The organism is Aminiphilus sp., assembly GCF_029975095.1.
Classification (GTDB): Bacteria; Synergistota; Synergistia; order Synergistales; family Aminiphilaceae; genus Aminiphilus.
Genome location: NZ_JARKPW010000033.1, coordinates 14,419 through 37,900 on the forward strand (window position 1 = coordinate 14,419; position 23,482 = coordinate 37,900).

General features: G+C 63.9%; 19 protein-coding genes. 4 read left to right on the forward strand and 15 right to left on the reverse strand.

Going from position 1 to position 23,482, the window contains the following annotated elements; all coding sequences use genetic code 11:
- Window positions 1-7: 7 nt before the first annotated feature.
- Entirely contained in the window at window positions 8-304 is a 297-nt protein-coding gene (locus Q1K49_RS02175) for a hypothetical protein (protein WP_300522269.1), read from the reverse strand.
- Between the two features lie 862 nt (window positions 305-1,166).
- Here Q1K49_RS02175 and pgm point away from each other — a divergent pair.
- The gene (gene pgm, locus Q1K49_RS02180) at window positions 1,167-2,810 is read left to right on the forward strand and encodes a phosphoglucomutase (alpha-D-glucose-1,6-bisphosphate-dependent) (protein WP_300522272.1); all 1,644 of its coding nucleotides are present in this window, start codon (window positions 1,167-1,169) and stop codon (window positions 2,808-2,810) included.
- A 199-nt stretch (window positions 2,811-3,009) separates the two neighbouring features.
- Here the strand turns inward: pgm and Q1K49_RS02185 are convergent, their stop codons facing one another.
- Both Q1K49_RS02185 and Q1K49_RS02190 read right to left on the reverse strand, forming a co-directional pair.
- Entirely contained in the window at window positions 3,010-3,600 is a 591-nt protein-coding gene (locus Q1K49_RS02185) for a CD3073 family putative ECF transporter S component (RefSeq protein WP_300522275.1), read from the reverse strand.
- Window positions 3,601-3,681: 81 nt separating this feature from the next.
- Complete coding sequence (locus tag Q1K49_RS02190; RefSeq protein ID WP_300522278.1) at window positions 3,682-4,266, reverse strand: CD3072 family TudS-related putative desulfidase; 585 nt, start codon at window positions 4,264-4,266, stop codon at window positions 3,682-3,684.
- 572 nt (window positions 4,267-4,838) lie between these two features.
- On the opposite strand from Q1K49_RS02190, the gene Q1K49_RS02195 reads away from it, so the two are divergent.
- The 3 genes from Q1K49_RS02195 to Q1K49_RS02205 all read left to right on the forward strand — a co-directional run bounded on the left by Q1K49_RS02195 (window position 4,839) and on the right by Q1K49_RS02205 (window position 7,694).
- Window positions 4,839-5,843, forward strand: a complete 1,005-nt coding sequence (locus Q1K49_RS02195) for a TRAP transporter substrate-binding protein (RefSeq protein WP_300522281.1) — start codon at window positions 4,839-4,841, stop codon at window positions 5,841-5,843.
- A gap of 61 nt (window positions 5,844-5,904) precedes the next feature.
- Window positions 5,905-6,405, forward strand: coding sequence for a TRAP transporter small permease (locus Q1K49_RS02200; RefSeq protein ID WP_300522284.1), 501 nt, complete (start codon window positions 5,905-5,907; stop codon window positions 6,403-6,405).
- Window positions 6,405-7,694 (forward strand): TRAP transporter large permease subunit, encoded by a 1,290-nt coding sequence (locus Q1K49_RS02205; RefSeq protein ID WP_300522286.1) that lies wholly within the window; start codon window positions 6,405-6,407, stop codon window positions 7,692-7,694. Before Q1K49_RS02200 ends, Q1K49_RS02205 begins: the two co-directional genes overlap by 1 nt.
- A gap of 174 nt (window positions 7,695-7,868) precedes the next feature.
- On the opposite strand, the gene Q1K49_RS02210 is transcribed toward Q1K49_RS02205, so the two are convergent.
- The 12 genes from Q1K49_RS02210 to Q1K49_RS02265 form a co-directional block, all read right to left on the reverse strand.
- On the reverse strand, window positions 7,869-9,299 hold the full coding sequence (locus Q1K49_RS02210) for an FAD binding domain-containing protein (protein ID WP_300522289.1): 1,431 nt from the start codon (window positions 9,297-9,299) through the stop codon (window positions 7,869-7,871).
- Entirely contained in the window at window positions 9,296-11,623 is a 2,328-nt protein-coding gene (locus Q1K49_RS02215) for a xanthine dehydrogenase family protein molybdopterin-binding subunit (protein ID WP_300522292.1), read from the reverse strand. The genes Q1K49_RS02210 and Q1K49_RS02215 overlap by 4 nt, the downstream gene beginning before the upstream one ends.
- A gap of 215 nt (window positions 11,624-11,838) precedes the next feature.
- Window positions 11,839-12,960, reverse strand: a complete 1,122-nt coding sequence (locus Q1K49_RS02220; RefSeq protein WP_300522294.1) for a 4Fe-4S binding protein — start codon at window positions 12,958-12,960, stop codon at window positions 11,839-11,841.
- A gap of 122 nt (window positions 12,961-13,082) precedes the next feature.
- Window positions 13,083-14,468 (reverse strand): amidohydrolase family protein, encoded by a 1,386-nt coding sequence (locus Q1K49_RS02225; RefSeq protein WP_300522296.1) that lies wholly within the window; start codon window positions 14,466-14,468, stop codon window positions 13,083-13,085.
- Window positions 14,465-16,852 carry a molybdopterin cofactor-binding domain-containing protein gene (locus tag Q1K49_RS02230; RefSeq protein ID WP_300522299.1) on the reverse strand — a complete coding sequence of 796 codons (2,388 nt, stop codon included), beginning with the start codon at window positions 16,850-16,852 and terminating at the stop codon, window positions 14,465-14,467. Before Q1K49_RS02230 ends, Q1K49_RS02225 begins: the two co-directional genes overlap by 4 nt.
- A complete protein-coding gene (locus tag Q1K49_RS02235) occupies window positions 16,849-17,346 on the reverse strand; it encodes a 2Fe-2S iron-sulfur cluster-binding protein (protein ID WP_300522302.1) in 498 nt (165 codons plus the stop codon). Before Q1K49_RS02235 ends, Q1K49_RS02230 begins: the two co-directional genes overlap by 4 nt.
- 17 nt (window positions 17,347-17,363) lie before the next feature.
- Entirely contained in the window at window positions 17,364-18,176 is an 813-nt protein-coding gene (locus tag Q1K49_RS02240; RefSeq protein WP_300522304.1) for an FAD binding domain-containing protein, read from the reverse strand.
- A 41-nt stretch (window positions 18,177-18,217) separates the two neighbouring features.
- Window positions 18,218-19,207 carry an ornithine carbamoyltransferase gene (locus Q1K49_RS02245; RefSeq protein WP_300522307.1) on the reverse strand — a complete coding sequence of 330 codons (990 nt, stop codon included), beginning with the start codon at window positions 19,205-19,207 and terminating at the stop codon, window positions 18,218-18,220.
- A 149-nt stretch (window positions 19,208-19,356) separates the two neighbouring features.
- On the reverse strand, window positions 19,357-20,568 hold the full coding sequence (locus tag Q1K49_RS02250; protein ID WP_300522309.1) for a YgeY family selenium metabolism-linked hydrolase: 1,212 nt from the start codon (window positions 20,566-20,568) through the stop codon (window positions 19,357-19,359).
- A 73-nt stretch (window positions 20,569-20,641) separates the two neighbouring features.
- Window positions 20,642-21,682, reverse strand: a complete 1,041-nt coding sequence (locus Q1K49_RS02255; protein WP_300522311.1) for a DctP family TRAP transporter solute-binding subunit — start codon at window positions 21,680-21,682, stop codon at window positions 20,642-20,644.
- A 4-nt stretch (window positions 21,683-21,686) separates the two neighbouring features.
- Window positions 21,687-23,078, reverse strand: a complete 1,392-nt coding sequence (locus Q1K49_RS02260; protein WP_300522313.1) for a pyridoxal-phosphate dependent enzyme — start codon at window positions 23,076-23,078, stop codon at window positions 21,687-21,689.
- Between the two features lie 17 nt (window positions 23,079-23,095).
- On the reverse strand, window positions 23,096-23,482 hold a 387-nt coding region (locus Q1K49_RS02265), incomplete at its 5' end, for a pyridoxal-phosphate dependent enzyme (protein ID WP_300522316.1).

The following is a 23,482-nucleotide window of genomic DNA, read 5'->3' on the forward strand; positions in this document are numbered from 1 at the left end:
CGCCCCCTCAGAAGATGATGTTGAGCAGCATGACCAGGCCGAAGAGGATGCCCATGAACCAGAGGAGCGCCCTGGAGAGAACACGGGAAAGGACGTTCAGCGGCCACGGGGCGGTTTTCGCCCAGTCGGCGCACTTGGCCTCCAGAGAGAGGCTCGGCACGGCAAGAAGGATGAACACGTACAGAACTACGGTGTTCACCAGACCGAAGACACTCACCACAAGGGAGAGCAGCAGGATGAGGAGAATCGCCAGGGCGTTCGCCGCCCCGCGCAGATATCGGGAGGTTTCCGAGAGAAATGTCACCGCGTCGCACTCCTTCCGTCGGCACGGACAGGGATTCCTGACCGGACAAAACCGCCATGCCGCAAGCCTACGGCCCCGGACACAATCCGTCCACGGAACGGGAAAGATCCGGCTGGATGCGTTTTGTCCGCGCCTGCGACGTTTTGAGGGCAACGAAATCGCCCCCTGACGCACTGCACCCGCCGCCCGGCAGATTCCGAGGACGTACGTAGTGTTGCTCATACGTTGATCATGTTCCGTTTTTCTCGTAACGATTGTAGTCCCCGCAAGAACCGTGCGTCAAGGCGAACGAGGCATTCCCTGGAACCGGACAACGCGAACGTCACTTTTCACGTTTACAGGGGCAAGAGATGAAACACATCGTCCGGAACATCCACGGGCGATCGACATTCATGATTGCGTGCGTCAGTCGTGGCGAGGAGACGCAAAAGCTCAAGAAAGCCCTGATCAAGTAGGAATCAACCGCTCTCGCTCGCAGGTCGCATCGCATTTTTCCCAGATCGGCGTAGCATTTTTCAGAGGTTCCTCAACAATGGCGGAATATGTCGTTTGCAGAAACCCGGGCGACACGGACGGCGACGGGGGCCGCGTAGAATCGGTGCGACACCGGGTGTTTCGGAACGAACAACGTTCCGGGAGAAACGTAAAGTCCTTTGTAGGAAGTACAGAGCATGAGGAACACGGCAGAGGATCACTCCGGAGCGGCGTCACGCTCCAGGATGTCTTTTCCCTCACGCACCACACCCCGCGACCGGGTTGACGAAAGGGCGGCGCTTTCGTACAGTCTCGCTGAGAGGCGAAATCAGGCGGAACATTCCGCACCCCTGGAGGAGATCGCACCACAACGGAAGGAGGAGCACCCATGACGGAAAGGGCAGGCAAGCCGGTTTCCCGGGATTCGCTCGTCAACATACCACGCCTCATCACCGCCTATTACACAAGAGAGCCGGATCCTGAAAATCCTGCGCACCGGGTCGTCTTCGGCACCTCGGGGCACCGGGGATCGTCGTTCACCAACAGCTTCAACGAGGGACACGTGGCGGCCATCTGCCGCGCCATCTGCGAGCTTCGGAGAGAACGCGGCGTCACCGGACCGCTCTTCCTCGGCATGGACACCCACGCCCTTTCCGAGGCGGCGTTCGTCACCGCCGTGGAGGTCTTCGCCGCGGAAGAGACGGACATCATGATCCAGGCCGGCTTCGGTGCCACGCCCACACCGGTGATCTCCCACGCCATCCTCACCTTCAATAGAGGACGGCGGGACGGGCTCGCCGACGGCGTGGTCATCACCCCGTCGCACAATCCGCCCGAGGACGGAGGGATCAAGTACAATCCGCCATCGGGCGGCCCCGCGGACACGGAGACCACGCAACGCATCCAGGACAGGGCGAATGAACTCCTCGGCTCGGAAAAGACCCGGGGTATCCCCATCGAACGGGCGCTCAAGGCCGACACCACGCACGTGCACGACTACATCACCCGCTACGCGGGGGACCTGCGGAACGTGGTGGATCTCGACGCGATCGCCCACTCGGGGCTGCATCTGGGCGTGGACCCCATGGGCGGCTCGGGGCTCGCCTTCTGGGAGCCCATCGCGGATCTCTACGGCCTGCACCTCGACGTGGTGAACCCCTTCCTGGACCCGACCTTCTCCTTCATGACCCTCGACAGGGACGGGAAAGTCCGCATGGACTGCTCTTCCCCCTGGGCCATGGCGCGGCTCGTGGAGATGAAGGATGACTTCGACATCGCTTTCGGCAACGATCCGGACTACGACCGCCACGGCATCGTCACTCCCGACGGAGGGTTGCTGAACCCCAACCACTATCTCGCCTCCGCGGTGTGGTATCTCTTCCGGAACCGGGAGGAATGGAACCCCGCGTGCCGAATCGGCAAGACCCTCGTGACCAGCTCCATGCTCGACCGCGTCGCGGCGGCCCTAGGCAGAACGATCCTCGAAGTTCCCGTGGGGTTCAAGTGGTTCGTGGACGGGCTGCTGGAGGGCACCTGCGCCTTCGGCGGCGAGGAGAGCGCGGGGGCGTCCTTCCTGCGGAGGGACGGCACAGTCTGGACTACCGACAAGGACGGGTTCATCATGGACCTTCTCGCGGCGGAAATTACCGCCCGGAGCGGAAAAACCCCCTCCGAACTCTACGGCGAGCTGGAAGGGCGCTTCGGCGCGTCCCGTTACGAACGGCAGGACGTCCCCGCCACGGCGGAACAGAAGAAGCGTCTCGCCGCGCTCGATCCCTCGGCGATCAACGTGGCGCACCTCGCGGGCGAGCCCATCACCGCCGTCCTGTCGAAGGCGCCGGGAAACGGCGCACCCATCGGCGGCATCAAGGTGACCACCGAAAACGGCTGGTTCGCCGCCCGCCCCTCCGGAACGGAGGACCTCTACAAGATCTACGCGGAGAGCTTCCTCGGCGAAGAACACCTGCAACGTCTTCTCGAAGAAGCCCGGGCGGTGGTGGCGCGGGCCTTTTCCGGCGTCTCCGGCGCCTGACGCCCCGGCACGGAAGGGCGCACCAAGAAAAAGCGGCCCGCCAAAGCCCTCCGCCGACACCTTTGCCGGAGCCGATTCCGGCGCGTCATTGCCCGTCCCCTAAGAGACGAGACACGGCAAAAGAGAAAGAGAACGATGCGTCTCTTTCTCTTTTGCCGCATTCCAGTGTCATTCACGCGTGGAGGAAGACACTCTTCCTTCAGGAGACCTTTTTGTCGGCCCCCCCGAAAAGGTGCGGATTATTCCCCATGGCCAGAAATCGCGGCGGCATTTTCGCCACCAGCAGAGCGACGAGAACAGCGCTCGCAATCTTGTCCACGAGATTGCCCGTGATACGGGGAAGAAAGGCGGCGGTGAAAATCTTGTGTCCGCTCTGGTACAGCCAGAGGAAGAGGAAATCCGTCCCGCCTCCGGTGAGACCGCCGTAGATCCATACGGCAATTGGAGTTCCGATGAGGGGTGCGAGGACGGCAAGGCACAGCCCTACACCGATGGAGACGGGAAGGGTGAAACGGGTCTTGCGGGCGACCACTCCCACGAAGAGCCCGATGGCCATGTTCACCAGAGCGAAGGGAATATCGCGGGGATTGGTGAGGATACCCTGAACGACGTTCGTCACCAGTCCGATGAGAACACCGTAGAACGGCCCGAACAGCACGGCGCCGAAGATGGTCCCGATCGTATCCAAAAACAGCAGCGGAATCTGGAGCGACTGCACCAGCGTTCCGAAAACGAGGTTCATGACGACACACAGGGATGCGAAGATCATTTGAAACGTACTTTTGTTCATGGCAGGAAATTCCTCCTCGGCAAACGTGTCGCAGCGTCGCAGCATCTCTTGCCCTGAAAGAACAGGACACCGATTTCCCTCCTACGCCTCGCCGGAAATTCCGTCGGCATCGCGGCGGAATTTTCGTCTCACCTCCCGCCATGTCGTTCCCTCCGGGGATTCTTCGTCCACTGCGGAAAAGGGAAGAGACATCCCTCTTTCCGACAGCAGGGCACGCAGTTCCTCCATGAAGACACCCTCCCCGGAGCAACGCCGCAGAGCGTTCCGGGAACGCTCGACAAAGTCTCCTGAGGCGATCTCCCCTCCCTCGTATCCCGTACAAGAGAAGAAAACTCCGCAGGATGGGCTGCCGTCCACACCGACGATTCCCTCCACGCTATGGCCGGAGCGCAAGTGGCTCTCCAGTTGGTCCATCGTACCGGAAAGAAGAGAGCGGCAATGGCGCCGAAAGGCGGCCGTGTCATATTGTTCGCGGGTCATGCCCCAACGCGCCCCGCCCAAAAAAGTAGCTTCCGGACACGGAAGCTGTATCACCCCGATTCCTTCCTCAAGAAGGGGAAGGACGAAAGAAAGGAGTGCTCCGGGGTACTCGGCGAGCCCCTTCACCTTGGCATCCGCATTCAAAAGACAGTGGGCAAGAACGACGACGGATCCACTTCGACGCATCCGGACACTCCCTTCTGTTCTCTCTGAAACCCGGAGAACGACATATCCTCCGGGTTTTTCCTACGAAGCACGTTTCCCTCCGACAACGGAGAGGGCCTCCAAGAACACATGGGCATAGGATTTATTCCATATACCTTTTCCTCCGTGCATTTGTCAATGATCCGTACCGAACGATGACAGGGTGGAATCGAATCTGCAGAGAAGAATGCGGGACAGCTCCACACCCGGTCTGCGGGAGTAGAGGAAAACCGTTCCGTCGGGATGTCCCGGCACTCGCAATTCGCTTGTGAGTACGACACTGGTGATGGCCGTAGCGAGAAGAGTGGACCCCTGGCAATATTTCGATAAACCTCGGTTTTCTGTACGAGCCAAAACGCATGTCGCGATTATTGACAGAAAGGTGTACAGAGTCCTATACTCTCGGCAATTCATCATCCATGATGAGCAACTCATATCGGGAGGTGAAAACCGTCGTCTGCGAACAGGCTCTTCGTCTCCACCGCGGTTTCATACGGAAAGGCCCCTTGCGGCCGCATCGCCCGGAGCAACGTACCGGAAAAGGAGGACGAATCATGACCGGTGTATCGAAATTCCGACGTGTTCTTGCGGTAACCCTGATGTTTCTCCTCGTTCTCGCCCCCGCCGCTCTTGCGAAGACGACCCTCTCGGCGCACAGTGTCTACTCCGACGCGCACTATCAGGTAGAAGCGCTCAAGATGATGGGAGAAAAAGTGAAGGAACTCACCGGAGGCTCGGTGGAGTTCAACGTGATCTCCGGCGGCGCCTTGGGCTACAAGGGCCCGGATCTCCTCCGGGTCGTCAAGGAAGGACAGCTCGACATCTCCGAGATCGTCTCCACGGGATTGACCGGCAGCAGCCAGATCTTCGGCGTCCGTTCCCTGCCGATGCTCATCAACGGCTGGGACGAGGCGGAGAAGTTCAACCGAATCGCCCGCCCCTACTACGAGAAGATCTGCGACGAATGGAACCAGAAGCTTCTTGTGGTTTCTTCCTGGCCCTTCGCGGATCTCTGGACCACCAAACCCGTCAAGGGACTTGAGGATCTCAAGGGCATGAAGGTCCGCACTTACGACCGCAGCGGCGCCCTCTTCGTCGAGGCTTTCGGCGGCACCCCCCTCGCCCTTCCTCTCGCGGAACTCTACACGGCCTTCTCCACCGGCCTCGTCCAGGGAACCATCAGCTCCGCCGTCTCCGCGAAGGAGAGCAACATCTACGAAGTGACCAAGTACTGCATTCCCATCCAGGTCACCACTTCCTCCAGCATCATGACCATCAACAAGGACGCGTGGAACAAGCTCAGTCCGGAGGAGCAGAAGGCCCTCGAACAGGCCGCCGCGGAGACGGAAACGTGGCTCGTCGGAAAGGTGAAGGACGTGGTCGAGAAGGACATGGCCACCATCAAGGCGAAGAAGCCCGACTTCGAATTCCCCGAGATCACGCCGGAATTCCGGGCCGAACTGGAGAAGCTCGCCGCAAAGGTCGCCGCTGATTTCATCGAGAAGAATCCCGAAGCGAAACCCCTCTACGAGGAGTTCATGAACTCCAAAGGAAAGTAATGCCCCGGAGCCCCTCGCGGCACAGGGCCGGGAGGGGCTCTTCGTGTAAGGAGAGATGCACATGAAGAAGATTTCGACCGGCATTGAAGGGCTGAGCACCTTTCTCGGGGGCGCGAGCGGCGTCTGTCTGGTGATCGCCTGCGGACTCATCATCGCGGAAATCGTCAGCCGCAGTTTCTTCCACGCCACGTTCTACATCGTCGACGAATATTCGGGCTACCTCATGGCCATCAGCAGCTTCCTCGGCCTTTCCTTCGCGGAGAAGCACAACGGTCACATCCGGATGGAACTCATCGATTACCTTCAGGACAGATTTCCCAAAACTATCCTTCGCATCAGGCAACTCTGCTACATCCTGGCGGCGCTCTTCGCGCTCTATCTCACCATGGTGACGTGGAAGCTCTTCTTCAGTTCCTACATGGGCAACGAGCGCTCCTACCAGGTCTCGGAAACGCTCCTCGCCATTCCCCAGGCATTTCTTCCCCTGGGCAGCTTCGTCCTCTTTCTTCAGTATGTGGTGAACTTTCTCAAGACCCGACCGGAAGGCCAGGTGAACGGCTGATGCTCTCCACGGCGCTTTGCGTCATTCTGGCTCTGCTGGCGCTCTTTCTGGCAAGCGGCCTCTGGATCGGGGTCTCCCTCTTCTTCGTGGGAGGCATCTCCCTCGCGCTCTTCACGAACCTTCCCGTGGAGCGCATTCTCGGCAGCGTCATCTGGAACAACACGAGCAGCAGCACCCTCATGGCTCTGCCCCTCTTCATCATGATGGGAGAGCTTCTCGTGCGGACCAGGCTCTCAGAGGACCTTTTCGACGGCCTGACCCCCTGGGTGGCGCGCTTCCCGGGAGGACTGCTCCACGTGAACGTCATCGCCTGCGCGCTCTTCGCGGCCATCACGGGCTCCGTCAACGCCACCACCGCCACGGTGGGCAAGATCACCATCCCCGAGTTCGAGAAACGGGGCTACGACGACGCCCTCTCCATCGGCAGCCTCACCGCCTCGGGCACGCTGGGCATTCTCATTCCGCCGAGCATGCCCATGCTGATCTACGGGGTCGTCGCCCAGGCGAGCATCGGCAAGCTCTTCATCGCCGGGCTGCTGCCGGGGCTTCTCCTCATGTTCTTCTTCTGCCTCTACATCGCCGTCATGTCCGGGGTAAAACAAAAGGACGGCGGGGACATTCCCCGCTATTCCTGGGGGGAGCGCATCCGCAGCCTGCCGAAGATTCTTCCCGTGGCGTCCCTGATCGCCTTCGTACTGGGAAGCATCTACACGGGCTGGTCCACTCCCACCGAGGCGGCGGCCATCGGCGTCTTCGGCGCCACCGTCCTCGCCGTCGGGACGCGATGCCTCACGCCGAAGATCTTTTGGACCTGCGTGGTGGGCACGGTGCGCACGAACTGCATGATCATGCTCATTCTCATCGGCGCCTCCTTCTTCTCCGTGGCGCTGGGCTTTCTCGGCCTTCCCAAGTACATCAGCGAGTCCATCATCGCCCTCGGGGCGAGCAAGTACGCCATCATGGCCCTGATCACCGTGGTCTATCTCATCCTGGGCTGTCTCATCGACGGGTACTCCATGATCGTCATGACCGTGCCCATCTTCCTGCCCCTCGTGAGCGCCCTCGGCCTGGACCCCATCTGGTTCGGCATCTTCGTGGTGCTCCTCGTGCAGATCGCCAACATCACACCCCCCATCGGGTTCAACCTCTTCCTCGTGACGGGCATCTGCAGACACAAGATCGGATTTATCTCCCGGGCGGTGTTCCCCTTCATCACCATCATGATCCTCTTCGCCGCCCTGATCACGATCTTCCCGAACCTCGTCCTCTATCTGCCGAACATGATGTAGCGGACGAAGACGCTCCCGGACCCGGGCGCCCTGCATTGCTCCGGAAAGGGACGATGACGGCGGAAAGCGAAACGGCACGGGCACGAAAGCCACGCAAAAGGGCGGCCCCGAATTCCGGGACCGCCCTTTTATCCGTAATCATCGCAGAGAGCGATACCACCGCACCTCAGATCGTCATCTATCCTCCACGCCGCCTTCGTCGCATCGCGGCCCTCCCGGAAGGTGCTCCAGAAAATCCCCGAGGAGCTGCTCCACCACCCACCGTTTGTACTCGGGGGTGCTTCGGGGCGCCACTTCCTCGGCAGCGCGGAAGCACGCCTCTCTGCGCGCCGCCGCATCGGCCGTGCGTCCAAGGAGGAAACGTCCGGTCCGTTCGAGGAGGCGCACCGTCGGTGCGGCGCTTCCCACGGCGATCCGGGCGTGGACGATGCGCCCTTCCGCATCGGTGTCGAGGGAGGCCGCCACCGTTACTCTGGAGATGGTGAGGGCGCTCCGGGAACCCACCTTGCGGAAGAACTGGAAATTCCGGTAACGTTCCACCTCCTCCCGCCCCGTCCGGAAGGGGACGAGAATCTTCGTGAGCAGTTCGTCCCCGGCAAGAACGGTCTTCCGGTAGGAAGCGATGAACTCTTCGAGCGGGATGGTTCTCGCGCCCCTGACGCTTTCAAGCACCACCGACGCGCCGAGGACGAGCAGGGCGGGCGGTGAATCCGCCGCGGTGGACGCTCCGGCGAGGTTGCCGCCGATGGTGGCCCTGTTGCGGATGGCCGGCGCACCGAAGGAGAGCGCCGCCTCCGCGAGGGCGGGGAAGCACTCCCGCACCACCACGTTTTTCGCCACCGCGTCCATGGACGTCCCCGCCCGGATTTCCAAAAGATCCTCCCGCTCGAAAATGCCCCGGAGATCCGGAATATCCAGGATGTTCAGGACACATTCCGGGACCGCCTCTCCGCTCCCCGGGACCATCAGATCCGTTCCTCCGGCGAAGAGCGTGGGAGGCACGTCCGCGTCGGCGAGCATCCGGAGGGCCTCGTCGATGCTTCGAGGAAACAGGACCCGTGGAGACTCCCCGTCGCAGGGAAGCGGCGGTCCGTCGGAGCGGGAACCGTTGGCCCTTCGTGCCCCGAAACCCCGCATCGCCTCCTCCGGTGACCCGGCGGCGCACTTCTCCACCGCCGCCACGACCCGTTCGTAACCGGTGCAGCGGCAGAGGCTCCCCGAGAGCCCCGCCCGGATCTCCTCCCGGTTCGGGCGGGGGGTCTCGTTCAGCAGCGCCCGGGACGCCAGGATGAGGCCGGGAGTGCAGAAACCGCACTGCACCGCCCCTTCCTCCAGAAAGGCGTTCTGGAGCGGATCGGGGTTTTCCTTCGACCCCAGCCCCTCGATGGTGACGACCTCCCGCCCGTGGAGCTGAAAGGCGGGGACGAGACAGGAATTGACGAGCATTCCGTCGAGAAAGACCGCGCAGGCGCCGCACTCTCCCTCGCCGCATCCCTCCTTCGTACCCGTAAGTCCCAGGTCCTCCCGCAGGATCTTCAGAAGAGAGCGCAGCGGCGGCACCCGGAGCACCTGTTCGGTTCCATTCACCAGCAGGGAAATCCTCATGCTCCGTCTCCCTCCGATTCCTTCGCGCAGTTCCGTTTTTTCCTCGCCGCGAGCTTCTCCAGCAGTTTCGCCGGCGAAAGGGGTATTTCGTCGCAGAAGACGCCAAGGGCATCCTCCAGAGCAGCCAGAAGCGCCGGAGCACCCCCGTCCATGGGAAGTTCTCCCAATCCTTTCGCGCCGAAGGGACCGTGCCGGGTGGGCAGTTCCTCGAAACGCACCGCGAACTCCGGCGCATCCACCGCGGTGGGAATGAGGCAGGTGGCCATGCGGTCGTTCCGGAACCGGCCTCCACCGTAGCCCATGTCCTCCAGATAGGCGTAACCCAGAGCCTGGAGCGTTCCCCCCTCGGCCTGTCCCGCGGCGAGAACGGGGTTCACCGCCCTGCCGATCTCAAGCACCGTGGTGACCTTCCGCGGGCGGATCTCCAGCGTCGTCGCGTCCACATCCACGCAAGCGACATCGGCCCCCCAGGAATAGGACTTGTAAGCATCCCCGGAAAACGTCGCTTCATCCCAGAAAAACCCCTCCGGAGGGGTGTAGGTCGCCTCCGCCGTGAGAGGCCCGCCGCTCTCGCGCACGTAGCGGGAGAGCAGAGTCGCCATGTCCCCGAGCCGCTCCTCCCCGGCGAAAAAATAGCCGTCCTTGGAGTAGACCTTCCGGCCCGCCGTGTCGAACCACTCCTTCGCCGCCGCTTCGAGACGCCGGAGCATGGTCCGGCAGGCGTCCACAAGCACGCGCCCCACCACGAACACCGTCCGGGAGGCCACGGTGGGACCGCTGTCCGGAACCAGCCCCGTCTCGGGAGGAACGTGGCGCACCTTGCCCAGGGGAAGCGCAAGCGCCTGGGCGACGATCTGGCAGAGTACCGTGGACGCTCCCTGCCCCATCTCCGTGCTGGAGACGAAAATCTCCACGTTCGCCTCTTCGTCCGCGGTAAGCCGCACCCGACCGGCGATGCGTTCCTCTCCGCTTCCGGTGAACCCGCCGCCGTGGAGGAAGAGAGAGAGCCCCACCCCGCGCCACACGCACCTTCCCCGTTCGTCTCTGCAGAATTTCGGAGCGGCCTTCAGTGCCTCGTAACCGGAGAGCGCCACTGCCTTTTCGAGAACCAGGGATGCCCCCGCTTCCTCCTCAAGAACCTGACCGAAGGGAAGCGTGTCCTTTGTGCGGAGGGCGTTCTTCCGGCGGATTTCGAGAGGAGACATGCCCAGTTCCGCGGCGATGCGGTCCATCTGGCGTTCCATGGCGAAAAGGCTCTGGGGAGCACCGAACCCGCGAAAGGCTCCGTTGGGGGGAGTGTTGGTCTCAAGCGCCCATCCCCGAACCGTCGCGGCGGGAACGCGGTAGGCGCCGCAGGCATGGAGCATGCACCGGGAGAGAACTACCGGACTCAGCGTGACATAGGCTCCGCCGTCCAGGTAGATGTCGATCTCCGCACCGAGGAGCGTTCCGTCCTTCCGCACTCCCGTGCGGTGAAAGATGAGCGAGGGGTGACGCTTGGTGGTGACGCGGATGTCCGTCCGCCGGTCGAAAATCATCCGCACGGGTTTTCCCGAGGCAAGCGCCAGAAGCGCCGCCTGCACGGCGAGCACCGAGGGGTAGTCCTCCTTGCCTCCGAAGGCGCCTCCCGTGACGGCCTGACGGACCACTACCCTTTCGGGGGGAAGGGCAAGAGCCTTCGTCAGCGCCCCGTGCACGTAGTAGGGACACTGCAGGGACCCCGTCACCTCCACGCCCCCGTTTTCTCCGGGAAAGGCGATCATTCCCTGGGGCTCCAGATACATGTGCTCCTGGTGCCCCGTCCGATAGACTCCTTCCACGACGAGATCCGATCCCGCAAGGGCCGACGCGGTGTCCCCGCCTGAAAATGCGTAGGAGGCGAGCACGTGTTCCCGGGAGAGCGCAAGGCGCTCCTGGGCTTCGTCGAGGGAGAGCAGGGCGGGAAGCTCCTCCACGTCCAGATGGACCGCCGCCATCGCCGCCGCGAGGATGGCCCTGTCAGGAGCGGCCAAAAGCACCACGGGCTCCCCGAGAAACCGGATCTCCTCCGCCGCGACGATGGGATGGTCGTCCCGGATCATGTGCACCACGTTCGGTCCGGGCAGAGTCCGGGCCGTCACGACGGTGACACGGCTCCAGTCGAAGGCGGGATCGAAGCGAATCTCCCGGAGACGCCCCCGGCAGACGGGAGCGCGCACCACATCGCCGAACCATGCTCCGGGAACGGCAATGTCGTCGGTAAAACGGGCCGTCCCGGACACCTTCTCCCATCCCTCGATGCGGGAACAGGACGCGCCCACCGGCGAAAACAGTCGGTCTTCCACGGGCAGACCTCCTTCTGCACTTGATCTCGTTCGCCTTTACGAGAGCACCCTCCGAAAAGGGGATACCCGAGCAGGCGTCCTTCAACGATGGTCTTGAACAGGTCTTGTCCTTTCGTGCAGCCCGGATCTTGTCTTCGCGGGCCAAGTTCCTCCGGGCAGCCCTCCAGGTGGTCTCGCTCCTCCTCCGCACCGTCCCGGAACCGTGGCGGAAATTTCTAGCCCTCCGCTCCCGAGCCATCCCCGCGCCTGTCCCGGAGCGCCAGCGCCCCGGCGGGGCAGAAATCCCGGCAGAAACCGCAGCCGATGCAGGATGCGGCATGGACGGCAGCCTTGCTTCCGTCGAAGTAAAGCGCTCCCGACACGCACCGGGAAAGACAGGTCCGGCAGGCCACGCAACGCTCCCGGTCCACCGCCATGACCGGAACGCCCTCGATCCGGTTTCGCTCCTTCAGGCGACGCCCGTAGAGCCCTCGGATCTCCTCCACCGAGGCATACCCGTGTGCGTCGAGCCACGTATCGAGTTCCGCCGCGATTTTTCCGTACACGCCGTGCCCCTGCCGAATCGCCGCAGAACACACCTGCACCAGCGAGGCCCCGGCGAGGAAGAATTTCACCGCGTCCACGCCCCGTTCGATCCCTCCCACGCCGATGACGGGCTTGTCCTGCACGGTGGTGAGGCGATACACGAAATGCAGGGCGAGCGGAAGAATGGGCGGCCCCGACAGCCACCCCTGCCCGTAGGAGGAACCGAGGAGGGGCGAGACGCTCTCCACGTCCATGTCGAGGGCGGGGCCCAAGGAGTTGATCGCCACGAAGGCGTCCACCACGGGAGAGGCCGCCTTGGCGAGGGCCTCCAGGTCCGGCACGGAGGGAGAGAGCTTCATCCAGATGGGGATTTTCGTGCTCCGCCGAAGTGCCTTTGCCACGTCGAGCAGGGGATCGAGTTCCTTTCCCACGTAGTGGATGGAGAACTCCACCGCGTCGGGGGCCACCTCGCGCTCGAGCAGCTCGCCGAGAAAGGCCACTTCCTCCGGAGAGTACCCCACGGAGACAATGAGGGGCAGCCCCGCTTCCTTCGCCTTTTTCAACTCGGGAAACATCTCCCGGGGAGACACCTCCGCCCAGGTCTCGCAGTTGAGCAGGCCGAGACCGGTCCGCCTGATGGAAGGACGCGGATCCGATGCGGCGCGCACCGAAACGGTCTTCGCCACGATGCCCCCCGCACCTCCTTCCGCAGCGGCGAGCATCTGTTCCCCCGTGTGCACGTTGGGCCCCGCCGCGGGAAGCACGGGATTGCGGAAGTGGAGACCGTTTACGCACTGTGCCAGATTCGCCATGGGCGTTCCTCCTTCATTACAACAGCCTTGTCCCCCGAAGCGTGACTCTTTTTTCTCATGGTGCTCATGTCGCCGAACATCGCACCTCGGACGCATGCGCCCGCCCGGCAAAACCCCCTGCCTCAGGCGCGGCGGGAAAAACGTTCTCCCAGCGCTCTCGCGGCGGCCATCGCCTCCGGAAGGAGCGCCTCTTCATCCAGAAGCGTCACCCGTCCGTTCCGGAAGAGGATCCGTCCGTCCCCGACGGTGAGAAAGGCCCGTCCGTTTTTGGCTCCGTAAATCAGATGCCCCGGCAGATTCGCCGCCGTCACGGGCGTCAGAGGCAGGTACTCGGGCACCGTCAGATCCGCCCGCCTGCCCGGTCCCAGCCCCCCCGCATCGGGAAAGAAGCGCCGCAGCACGTCGCGGCTTTCCGCAAAGAAAATCCGTCCCAGCTCGCGGAAGTCCTCCCGGGAACCCTCTCCGAGAAGGCAGGCGGAACGCAGGGTCTGAACCATGTCGCAGCTCATGCCGTCCGTACCGAGAACACACCGGGAGAGTTTCTTGCGGTTGAGGCGCCCCACTCCGTTATTCGCGTTGGACTCGGGGTTCCAGATCGCCGCGGAGCGGCTGCGCTCCAGGTGGTCCAAATCCTCGTCGGACACGTGCACCAGGTGGGCCAAAAGCGACCGCGCGTCCAGAAGGCCGAAGCGCCGGAGCCGGTCCACCGGACCAGCGTAGCCCAGGTCGCGGCAGAAGCGCAGATCCCTCTCGTCCTCGCCACAGTGGATGTGAATGGGCATCTCTTCCGGCTTGACTTGTCGAACCCAGGCGAGGGTCTCCTCGCCGAGGGTGAAGTTGGCGTGCAGGCCGAAAGCGCCCCGAACCAGAGGATCATCCCGGTGCCGCCGCCAGAAATCGAGGTTCTCCTCCGCGTGCCCCCGTGCACCGCGCGCTCCGACACTCTTTCCGTAGGGGCTCTTCGGGCCGTCCGCCCGGTCGGACATCTCGTAGCAGACGAGCCCCTTCATGCCCAGCGATCGGAATGCGCCGGCGAGAATGTCCAGGCTTCCCCGGACGCAGCTCATGGAGGCGGAATGGTCGAAGACGGTGGTCACGCCGTGCCGGAGGGCGTCGCACAGCCCGAGCAGCGCCGACAGGCGGAGCGTCGGCGCGTCGAGCACGTCGTCGAGGGGCCACCAGAGCCGCTCCAGGATGGCGGAAAAGTCCGGCGTGGCGCCGAGCGGCGCCAGCCCCACGGCAAAAAAGGAATAGAGGTGATGGTGAGGATTGAAGAATCCCGGCAGGACAAGCCGCCCTCCCACGTCGCAGAATTCCTCCCCCTCCCGGAGCCGGGCGCGGATGGAGGCGACATCCCCCACCTCGACGATCCTTCCGTTCCGGACGAGCACGGCCCCGCGGTCCAGAAAGAGACCGCACCCGTCGGCGATTACGCCGTTTCCCACGGCGAATCCCCGGGCGGGCGGGTCTTTCCCCTTGTCTCCGACGGCGAGCACCTCCGCGCTCATGCCTCCTTCCCCTCCGTCGCAGGGCGCGACTCTGCGCCGCACTGCCCCGGAACGTTCGCCCGAAGAGCCTGCAACACCTTTTCCGGCGTGAAGGGGAGATCGAAAAGGCGCACTCCCGTGGCATCATAGATGGCGTTCGCAATGGCCGGAGCGGGACCGTTGATGCCGATCTCCGAGACGGATTTGGCACCGAAGGGCCCCGTCTCCTCGTGGGAGGAAACGACGATGGTGCGAAGGCGCGGCACATCCCCGAGGGTGGGAATCTTGTAGTCCCAGAAGGAGGGGTTCCGCATCCTCCCCGATCCATCGAAGCGGTACTCTTCCCACAGGGCGTAGGCGATGCCGTTCAGGGCCGCTCCCTCCACCTGTCCCTCCACGAGACGGGGATTGATGGGCTGCCCGCAGTCCACCGCGGAGACGAAGTCGAGCACGGCCACCTTTCCCGTCTCCAGGTCCACCTCCACTTCCGCGAACTGGGCCATGAAGGGCGGAGGCGATTCGCTCCCCACGTAGGAGGCCTGAGCCTGGATCTGGAACTGGTCGTGGCCGTAGAGGGTCTTCACCGCCACGTCCCCGAAGGCGACGCGTTTGTCCGTCCGCAGATCGCGGACAGAGCCGTTTTCGAGGCAGAGGTCCTCCTTCCGTGCGCCCAGCATGTCCGCCGCCACGTCCAGAATCTGGGCCGCGCAGCTCTCGGCGCACTTCGCCACGGCGTTTCCGGAGACATAGGTCGTGGACGACGCGTAGGCCCCCACGTCGAAGGGCGTCACGTCCGTGTCGCCCGAGAGGACCAGGATCTTCTCCACGGAAAGTCCGAGGACCTCCGCGGCGATCTGGGCGAGGATGGTGTCCGCGCCCGTGCCGATGTCCGCCGCCCCGACGAGGAGATTGAACGAGCCGTCCTCGTTCATCTTCATGGACGCCGCCGCCATGTCGATGCCGGGGATGCCCGATCCCTGCATGGACACCGCCGCCCCGACGCCGCGCACTCTTCCTGGCGCGGGCGAGAGACGTTTTCCCCGCTTTTCCCTCCATCCGATGGCCTCGGCACCCCGGTCGATGCACTCGTCGAGCTTGCAGGAGCGGATGATCTGGTCCACCCCCTCCTTGCCCTCTCCGAGGGCCCGGAAGACCGGAGAGGTCTCCCCCTCCCGGATGTGCCACCGCTTCACGTAGTCGAGGAAATCCTGGCCGACCCGCCTTGCGAGAATGTCCACGTGCTGGTTGAGCCCGAAGAAGGCCTGGGTCGCCCCGTACCCGCGATAGGCGCCGCCCACGGGAAGGTTCGTGTACACCGACCGGCCCAGAAAACGCAGGTTCGGAATCTTGTTGAACAGGGGAAGGCTCTTGCCTCCCGCCACGGAGACCACCGTGAGGGCGTGGGGACCGTAGGCGCCGGCGTTCATGAGCGCGTCCATGGAGAGGGCCGTGATGGTGCCGTCCCGCATCATCCCCGTCTTGAGGCGAACCCGCATGGCATGGCGCGTGCGGGTGGAGAGAAAGACCTCCTTCCGAGAGCAGACGTAAGTGGCGGGCCGACCCGTCCGCCAGGTCACCATGGCCACGAGGGGCTCCACGAGAATCTCCTGCTTGCTACCGAAGCCGCCGCCGAGACGGGGTTTCACCACCCGGACCATGCCGGTGGGAATGCCCAGGAGCCGCGCCGTGGTGCGCCGGGCGTGAAAGGGAACCTGGGTGGAGGAGATGACCACGAGCCGCCCCCGCTCGTCCAGGCAGGCCGAGGCACAGTGTGGTTCAAGGGCGCAATGGGCGGTAATGTGGGTGTGATAGACCTGCTCCTCCACGAAATCCGCCTCGGCGAAGCCCTTTTCCAGGTCGCCGATGGTGAAGGCGATCTCTCCCGCCAGGTTCCGCGCCGCGTCGTAGGCAACGGGGAGCGGGGCGTAGGCGTCGTCACCGTGGAGTCTGGGGGCATCCTCCTCCATGGCGCGCTCGGGATCGAAGAGCGGCTCCAGGGGAACATAGTCGACGACGATCTTCCCGAGGGCAGCCAGGGACGCCTCCTTCGTCTCCGCAGCGACGAGAGCCACCCGGTCGCCCACGAAGCGGACCTTGCGGTCGAAAAGGAGCGTGTCGTACGGCGAGGGCTCGGGATAGCCCTGCCCCGCCGTGGTGTGGAGAACTTCGGGAACGTTGCCGTGATGGAGAATGTCCACGACGCCGGGAATCTTTTCGGCCTCGCTCGTGTCGATCCGGATGATGTCCGCGTGGGGATGCGGCGAGAGCAGCACCGCCACGGAGAGCGCGCCGGAGACGGAAAAATCCCCGGTGAAGCGCTCGGTTCCGACGGCGAGAGCCAGGGCGTCGCTCTTCGCCACATTCCTGCCGACCACGGTGAAGGCGCGTTTCGGCGCCGCACTCATGCGCCGCACCCCCCTCCGCCGCCGCAGTTCCCTCCCGCCCTGCGCCGCTCCGACGCGAGACGCACCGCCTCGGCGATCTTCACGTAGCCCGTGCACCGGCACAGGTTGCCGTCGAGTCCTGCGGCGATCTCCTCCTCCGTCGGTTCCGGGCGTTCCTCCAGCAGGGCATGGGTGGCCAGAACCATGCCGGGCGTGCAGAAACCGCACTGCACCGCCCCCGCATCCACGAAGGACTGTTGCACCGCCGAGGGAGCGCGCAGGTCCCCGAGTCCCCGGGAGGTTGTGATCTCCCGCTCCATGGCCGTGGCGGCGAAGACCTGGCAGGAATCCACGAGCACACCCTCCAGAAGGACGGCACAGCAGCCGCAATGCCCTTCCCGGCAGCCCTCCTTGACCTCCGTGACACCGTTTTCCCGAAGAACGTCGAGGAGGGTCGCCCCGGCCTCGAAGGTCCACAGGGCCTCTTTGCCGTTCACACGAAAGCGTCCTTGCATGTTCCCCCTCCTCTCCGTCAGCTGTCTTTGCCGTTCCCGAGAAGTGCGCTCAGACCGCGCTCCACCCACACGCCCGCAATTTCCCGAAGGTAGGCCGCGCTGCCGTGGGGCCTCTCGGAAAAGGCCACATCGAACCGGCGTCCCAACCCTCCGGGAAGTTCCGTCCCCAGGGGAAAGCCCCGGAGAGCCTCCTCGATCTCGGTCATCCGGGAAAACCGGTTTCTGCATCCCACGAGCACCGCCCGCAGCTCCTTCACGCACTCCTCCTCCACGAGGGCGAGGAGCGTGAGCGTGAAGGCGGGATAGTCGAAGCGAACCCGAACCTCCCGGTGATACCAGACGCGCCAGGGGCGGTCGAAAAAGGAACACCCCGTGACGAGAGTCCCTTTGCGCAGATCCGGAGTGGTGACGTAGTCCTCCAGCGGAACGGTCTTTGCCACCCGTCCCCGGAGATGGACGGAACTTCCCAGGGCGAGAAGGGGGCCCATCAGGTCGGACCAGAGGGGAAAGGAGGCGATGCTGCCGCCGACGGTGATCCGGTTGCGGAGCGGCGTCGCCGCCGCAATGCCGAGGGCGCGGCTGAGCGCCGGAGCGGCGCCGCATGTTCTCAAGGCCCGAGCCGCTTCGGAAAAGGTCGTCGTCGCACCGAGGAAGAACGCCTCTCCCTCCCTGCGCAGACCCGAGAGCCCGGTTCGGGACAGGTCCACCATCCCGCGGATGCGGGAGAGATCTCTCCGCAGGAGCATCGTTCCTCCACCGTGGGGAAGCACTCCTTCCTCTTGGACATATCGCGCCGCTTCTGCGACGTTTTCGGGGAAAAGCCATTCCACGGCGTTGCCTCCCTTCTTCGATGTTCCGCGCCTTCCGTCTTCTATCCCCGCCCGCCCATGGTGAGGGCCATGATGGCCTTTGCCGTGTGCAGCCGATTCTCCGCCTCGTCGAAGACCACCGAGTTCGGCCCGTCGATGATCGCGTCCTCCACCTCGTTCCCCCGGTCCGCCGGAAGGGCGTGCATGTAGAGACACTCCGGAGAGGCGAGGCGCATCTTCTCCCGGGTGCACTTCCAGGCGCGGTTCGCCTCCAGGGCGGAATCGACCACGTCGGTGCTCTCGTTCGTCACCCAGCTCCCCCAGTTCTTGGGAAACACCACGTCCGCGTCGCGATAGGCCTCGTCCTGGTCGTGAATGACCCGGAACGTGCCGCCGGTCTGTTCCGCATTCTTGCGGGCCTCCTCGATGACCCAGTCGGGCAGCTCCCACCCCTTGGGATGCGCCAGCGTCACGTCCATGCCGTACCGGGGGAAGAGGAGCGCCTGGCTCAAAGGAACGGAGATGGGTTTCTTGTGGCTCGTCGCGAACGCCCAGATGATGGAGACCTTCAGGCGGCGCAGATCCGTTCCCCGCTTCTCCCGCATGGTCATGAGGTCCGCGATGGCCTGGAGGGGGTGATACAGGTCGTCCTGCATGTTGATGACGGGCACCCGGGACCACTGGGCCATCTCGCGCAGATAGGCGTTGCCGGTCTTCCAGAAGCAGTTCCGGCAGGCGATGGCGTGTCCGAACCGGGAGAGGATGATCGCCGTGTCCTTGGGCGTCTCCCCGTGGGAGATCTGCATGGTGCTCGTGTCGAGATAGTGGGCATGTCCGCCCAGCTGGGTGATTCCCGCCTCCATGGAGTTGCGGGTTCTCGTGGACTGCTCGAAGAACATGAGGAACACCGTCTGATAGGGAAGGAGCGGCGTGGGAACGCCCATGGCGAAGGAACGCTTCAGCTCGCAGGAGACGTCCAGAAGCGTGTCGATCTCCTCCCTGGTCCACTCGCGGAGGGTGATGAAATGTTTTCCCCGGAACAACGTTTGCATATGGTTTCCTTCCTTTCTTTTTGTCTTTAGAAAGCACAGAACAAAGGCCTTTCGTTTTTTTCGGTTCGGATTGGCATCAGGCTCTGTGAGATGCACCCTGCGGGGCTGATGCAGCCTTCTTCAGAAGAGATCTTGTCAGCGTCCTTCCCCTATGCGTTGCAGCGTTCCACGTACAGGGAGGGAATCATGGCGTACATGGCCGCGGCGGTCACGAGTTCGCTCTTCCAGGTCCGCTCGTCCGGGGCGTGGGCCTGGTCCTCGTGTCCGGGGCCGAAGCCGACGCAGGGAATACCGAATCGCCCCATGATGGCGACGCCGTTGGTGGAGAAGGTCCACTTGTCCACGACGGGCTCCTTCCCGGTGAGGCACCGATAGGCCTCGACGAGGGTCCGGGTTGCCGCGTGGTCCTCGTCGATGAGCCAGGCGGGGAAAGAGGCCTCGGAGGGATAGACAAGCCCACGGTAGGAGGGCGTGGCGTAGTCGTACATGCTCACCGTGGCACCCGCGGCCTTCACCGACGGCAGGTTCCGGATCTCCCGCAGGGCGGATTCCGCTGTTTCTCCCAGAGGAAGGCGTCGGTCGATGGAGATGCTGCAGCCGTCCGCCACGGCGCACCGGGAGGGGGAGGAGAAGAAGATCTCCGAGACGGCAAGGCTTCCCTTGCCGAGGAACTCGTGATCCCGGAGGTTTTCGTGGAGCGCCCGGAGTTCGAGCAGAATGGGCGCCATCTTGTAGATGGCGTTGTCGCCCCGCTCCGGCGCGGAGCCGTGGCAGGACAGTCCCGACACGGATACCCGGATCTCCATCCGTCCCCGCTGGCCGCGGTAAATTCTGCAGGAAGTGGGCTCCGTGGAGACCACGAACTCGGGGCGGATGCCGTCCTCCTGGACGATGTACTGCCAGCAGAGGCCGTCGCAGTCCTCCTCCTGCACCGTTCCCGTCACGAGGAGCGAATAGTCTCCCTCAAGCCCCAGATCCTTGATGATCTTCGCCCCGTAGACCATGGAGGCCATGCCGCCCTTCTGGTCCGACGCACCTCGTCCGCCGATGCACTGTTCATCCTCGTAGCCCTCGTAGGGATCAAAGGTCCAGAGTTCCCGGTTGCCCACCCCCACCGTGTCGATGTGGGCATCCATGGCGATGAGGCGCCTGCCGCTTCCCACCGTGCCGAGGATGTTCCCCATGGGATCGATTTCCACCTGGTCGAAGCCGACCTTCTCCATCTCCTGCCAGATTCTCTGGATCACCCGTTCCTCGTTGCCGCTCTCGCTCGGGATCGCCACCATCTCCCGCAGAAAGCGGGCCATGTCCGGCAGACAAGCCTCAGCCAGCCGCCGTACCTCTTCGGCTCCGACACGCATCCGTCTCGACTCCCTTCCCGTCTTTCCCGAACGGAAACAATTCCCCCTGCCCCTTCCCATTCCGCCGGAACGTTCACTCCACTTCCTTTTCCGCAACACGTATTGCGTCGAGATAGCGTTCCGCCATCCGCCGCCCCTCCTCGCCGGACGATTCGGCGAGAAACGCCAGGGCGGAGGCGCGGCCGATCCGGCGGAACGCCTCCGTCGCCTCCTCGGAAAGCAGGTCGATCCGGACCCCCGCCTCCTCCAGGAGGGAAACGCCCTTTTCGGAGGCCTCGAGAATCCGGTTGAGCCCTCGTCCCGCGACGATGGCCACCCGGGCCGCCTCGTCCACCACACGCCGTTCCTCCGGAGTGAGCGTCCGGTAGAAATCGTCGTTCATGACCCAGAAATAGACGCTGTACAGGTGGTTCGAAAGCGTCAGATAGCGCTGCACCGTCTGAAGCCCTCCGGCGAGCAGGATGGGAACCGGGTTGTGTTGCCCGTCCACGACTCCCGTCTCAAGGGCGGTACGCACCTCGGACCAGGGCATGACCACCGGCACGGCCCCGAAGGCCCGCATGAGATTTTCCTGTGAAGGAATCGCCATGACCCGCATGCGGAGTCCCTCCATGTCCTCCGGAGAGAGGATGGGGCGCTTGTTGTTGGAAATCTGGAAGAAGCCTCCGGCCTCTCCGAAGCCGAGCACGCGGAATCCGGACTTCGTCAGAATGTCCTCCCGGAGCAGCTCGCCGAAGGGACCGTCGTAGACCCTCCACGCCACGGAAAAATCCCGGATCGCGAAGGGGATGTCCAGAACGCCCACCAGCGGATAGAAGGGGGCCATTCCTCCGGCGGAGGCGATGTAGCTCTGCAGCACCCCCGCCCGCACCTGCTCCATGCACTCCCGCTCGTTTCCGGGCTCTCCCTCGGGGAGGAGCACCACCTGGAGGCTTCCGCCGCTGCCCTCCTCCACCATGTTCTTGAAGACCTGGGCCATCGCGGCGGTGCCCACCTCGAAGGGACGCTGGGGATTGAGGTGGGCGAGCCGGATCTCCCTGGCGGAGGCGTCCCGGCACAGGAGAACCGCACAGAGAAGAAGCACACGGAACGCGGCGCGGCGCACGAAAAGCACGATTCTACCCCCGCAGGGCGAGCAGCCGGGCATCCATGTCGGCGACCTTCGCCTGGTGGGCTTCCCACCAGGCGGGAGACCGCTGGGCATCCAGTTCGGCCACGGTCTTTCCCTGCTGTTCCACCCAGGTATAGTACTTCAGGTTGAACCAGCGTTCCCTGTTCAACCTGGTTCCCTCCTGCACCCAGTCCGTGCGCTGCCCCAGGAAAAGTGTCTCGTGCCGCAGCTTCGCCTCTTCCCGGGTCATTCCGCCGAAGCGCTCGTCCAATTGCCGCATCACCGAATGATACCGATCGATCGCGTCGGTACAGACCGTGACGATCACGTCGTCCTTGGAAAAGCCGTAGAATTTCGCCGCCTTGATGGCCCCAAGGACGTTGCACACGCCGGAGATGCCGAAGATGGACGCCATGAGGCGAAGGTTCTCCTCGGAGACGCCCGTCTCGCGGAGCCAGGCCATGCCGACGGGATCCGTGAGGAGCTGCAGCCCCTTCTTGCACTCCATGTCGTCCACGCAGATCAAAAGATCCATGTTGAGGACGTTGTGGATCCACGTGACGTGCTTGTCGCCGATTCCCTGGATGTCGTGGTCGCCGTAGCCGTTGGAGTACAGGGTCGGACACCGGGTCGGCTCCAGCCCCACGATCCGGCAGGAGGGAAAGAGCTGCTTCAGCCGGTCCCCCGCGGCGATGGTCCCCGCGGACCCCATGGAGGAGACGAAGGCGGCGCAGCGCCCGTTGCCGACGCCCTGCGCGCCCAGATCCCGAATCACCTCCGAGGCGGTGTTCCCCGTGACGGCGTAGTGCCAGCGGTAGTTGGCCATGACCTCGAACTGGTTGAGGATCACCGTGTCCGGTTCGCGCCGCAGTTCGTGACACTTGTCGAAGATCTCCTTCACGCTCGACTCGCACCCCGGCGTCTTGATGTACCGGGCTCCGTAGCTCGCAATCCGGTCGAAGCGCTCCTGGCTCATGAGCTCCGGAAGGATGACAAGGGCATCGTAGCCCATGCGGGCTCCCACCCAGGCGCCGCCGATGCCGTAGTTCCCTGTGGAGGGATAGACCAGCGTGTCCCTGCCGGGCGCGATCTTTCCTTCGAGCTGGTGCTCCAGGGTCACCGAATACGTGGCCCCTACCTTGTGCGATCCCGTGGGGAAATCCTTGCTGTAGAGCACCGCCACGGGCGCGTCGATGCCGGTGAGTTCCTTCGGAAGGACCATGGAATAAGGACGGCAGTTCTCGTCCTTCCAGGTGATGTTGAAAAGATTCACCGGATCGAGGGGATCCGTTTTCGCCGCCTCCACGGCCCGCTTCCGGACTGCGACGGGCATCTTCTCGGGATGGAGCATTTCCTCGAAGGTGGGACCCCAGACAAGCGCACGTTCGTTTGCAGCCACGATCTTCTCCTCCTTCTCTACCGCCCTTGGCGAGCGATGTTTCCCAGTTTTCGCAGCAGGTCCTCCGGGTCCGGATCCACCAGAAGGGGTTCCTGCACGGCTTTGCGGGCGCTGTCGATATCCTTCAGGCCGTTTCCGGTGACGACGATGACCACCCGTTCGTCCCTGCCGATCTTCCCCTCAAGGGCCATCTTGCGGAACCCCGCGAAGGCGGTCACTCCCGCGGGCTCTCCGAAGACCCCCACGGTCCGAGCGAGTTCCGTCATGGCCGAGAGGATCTCCCCGTCGCCGACCCGAACCATGTCTCCCCGGCTCTCCCGGACCGCACGCAGCGCTTTCGCCCAGTTTCGCGGAGCCCCGACGGCGATGCTGTCCGCCCGGGTGTCTCCGGCACGGAAGGTCAC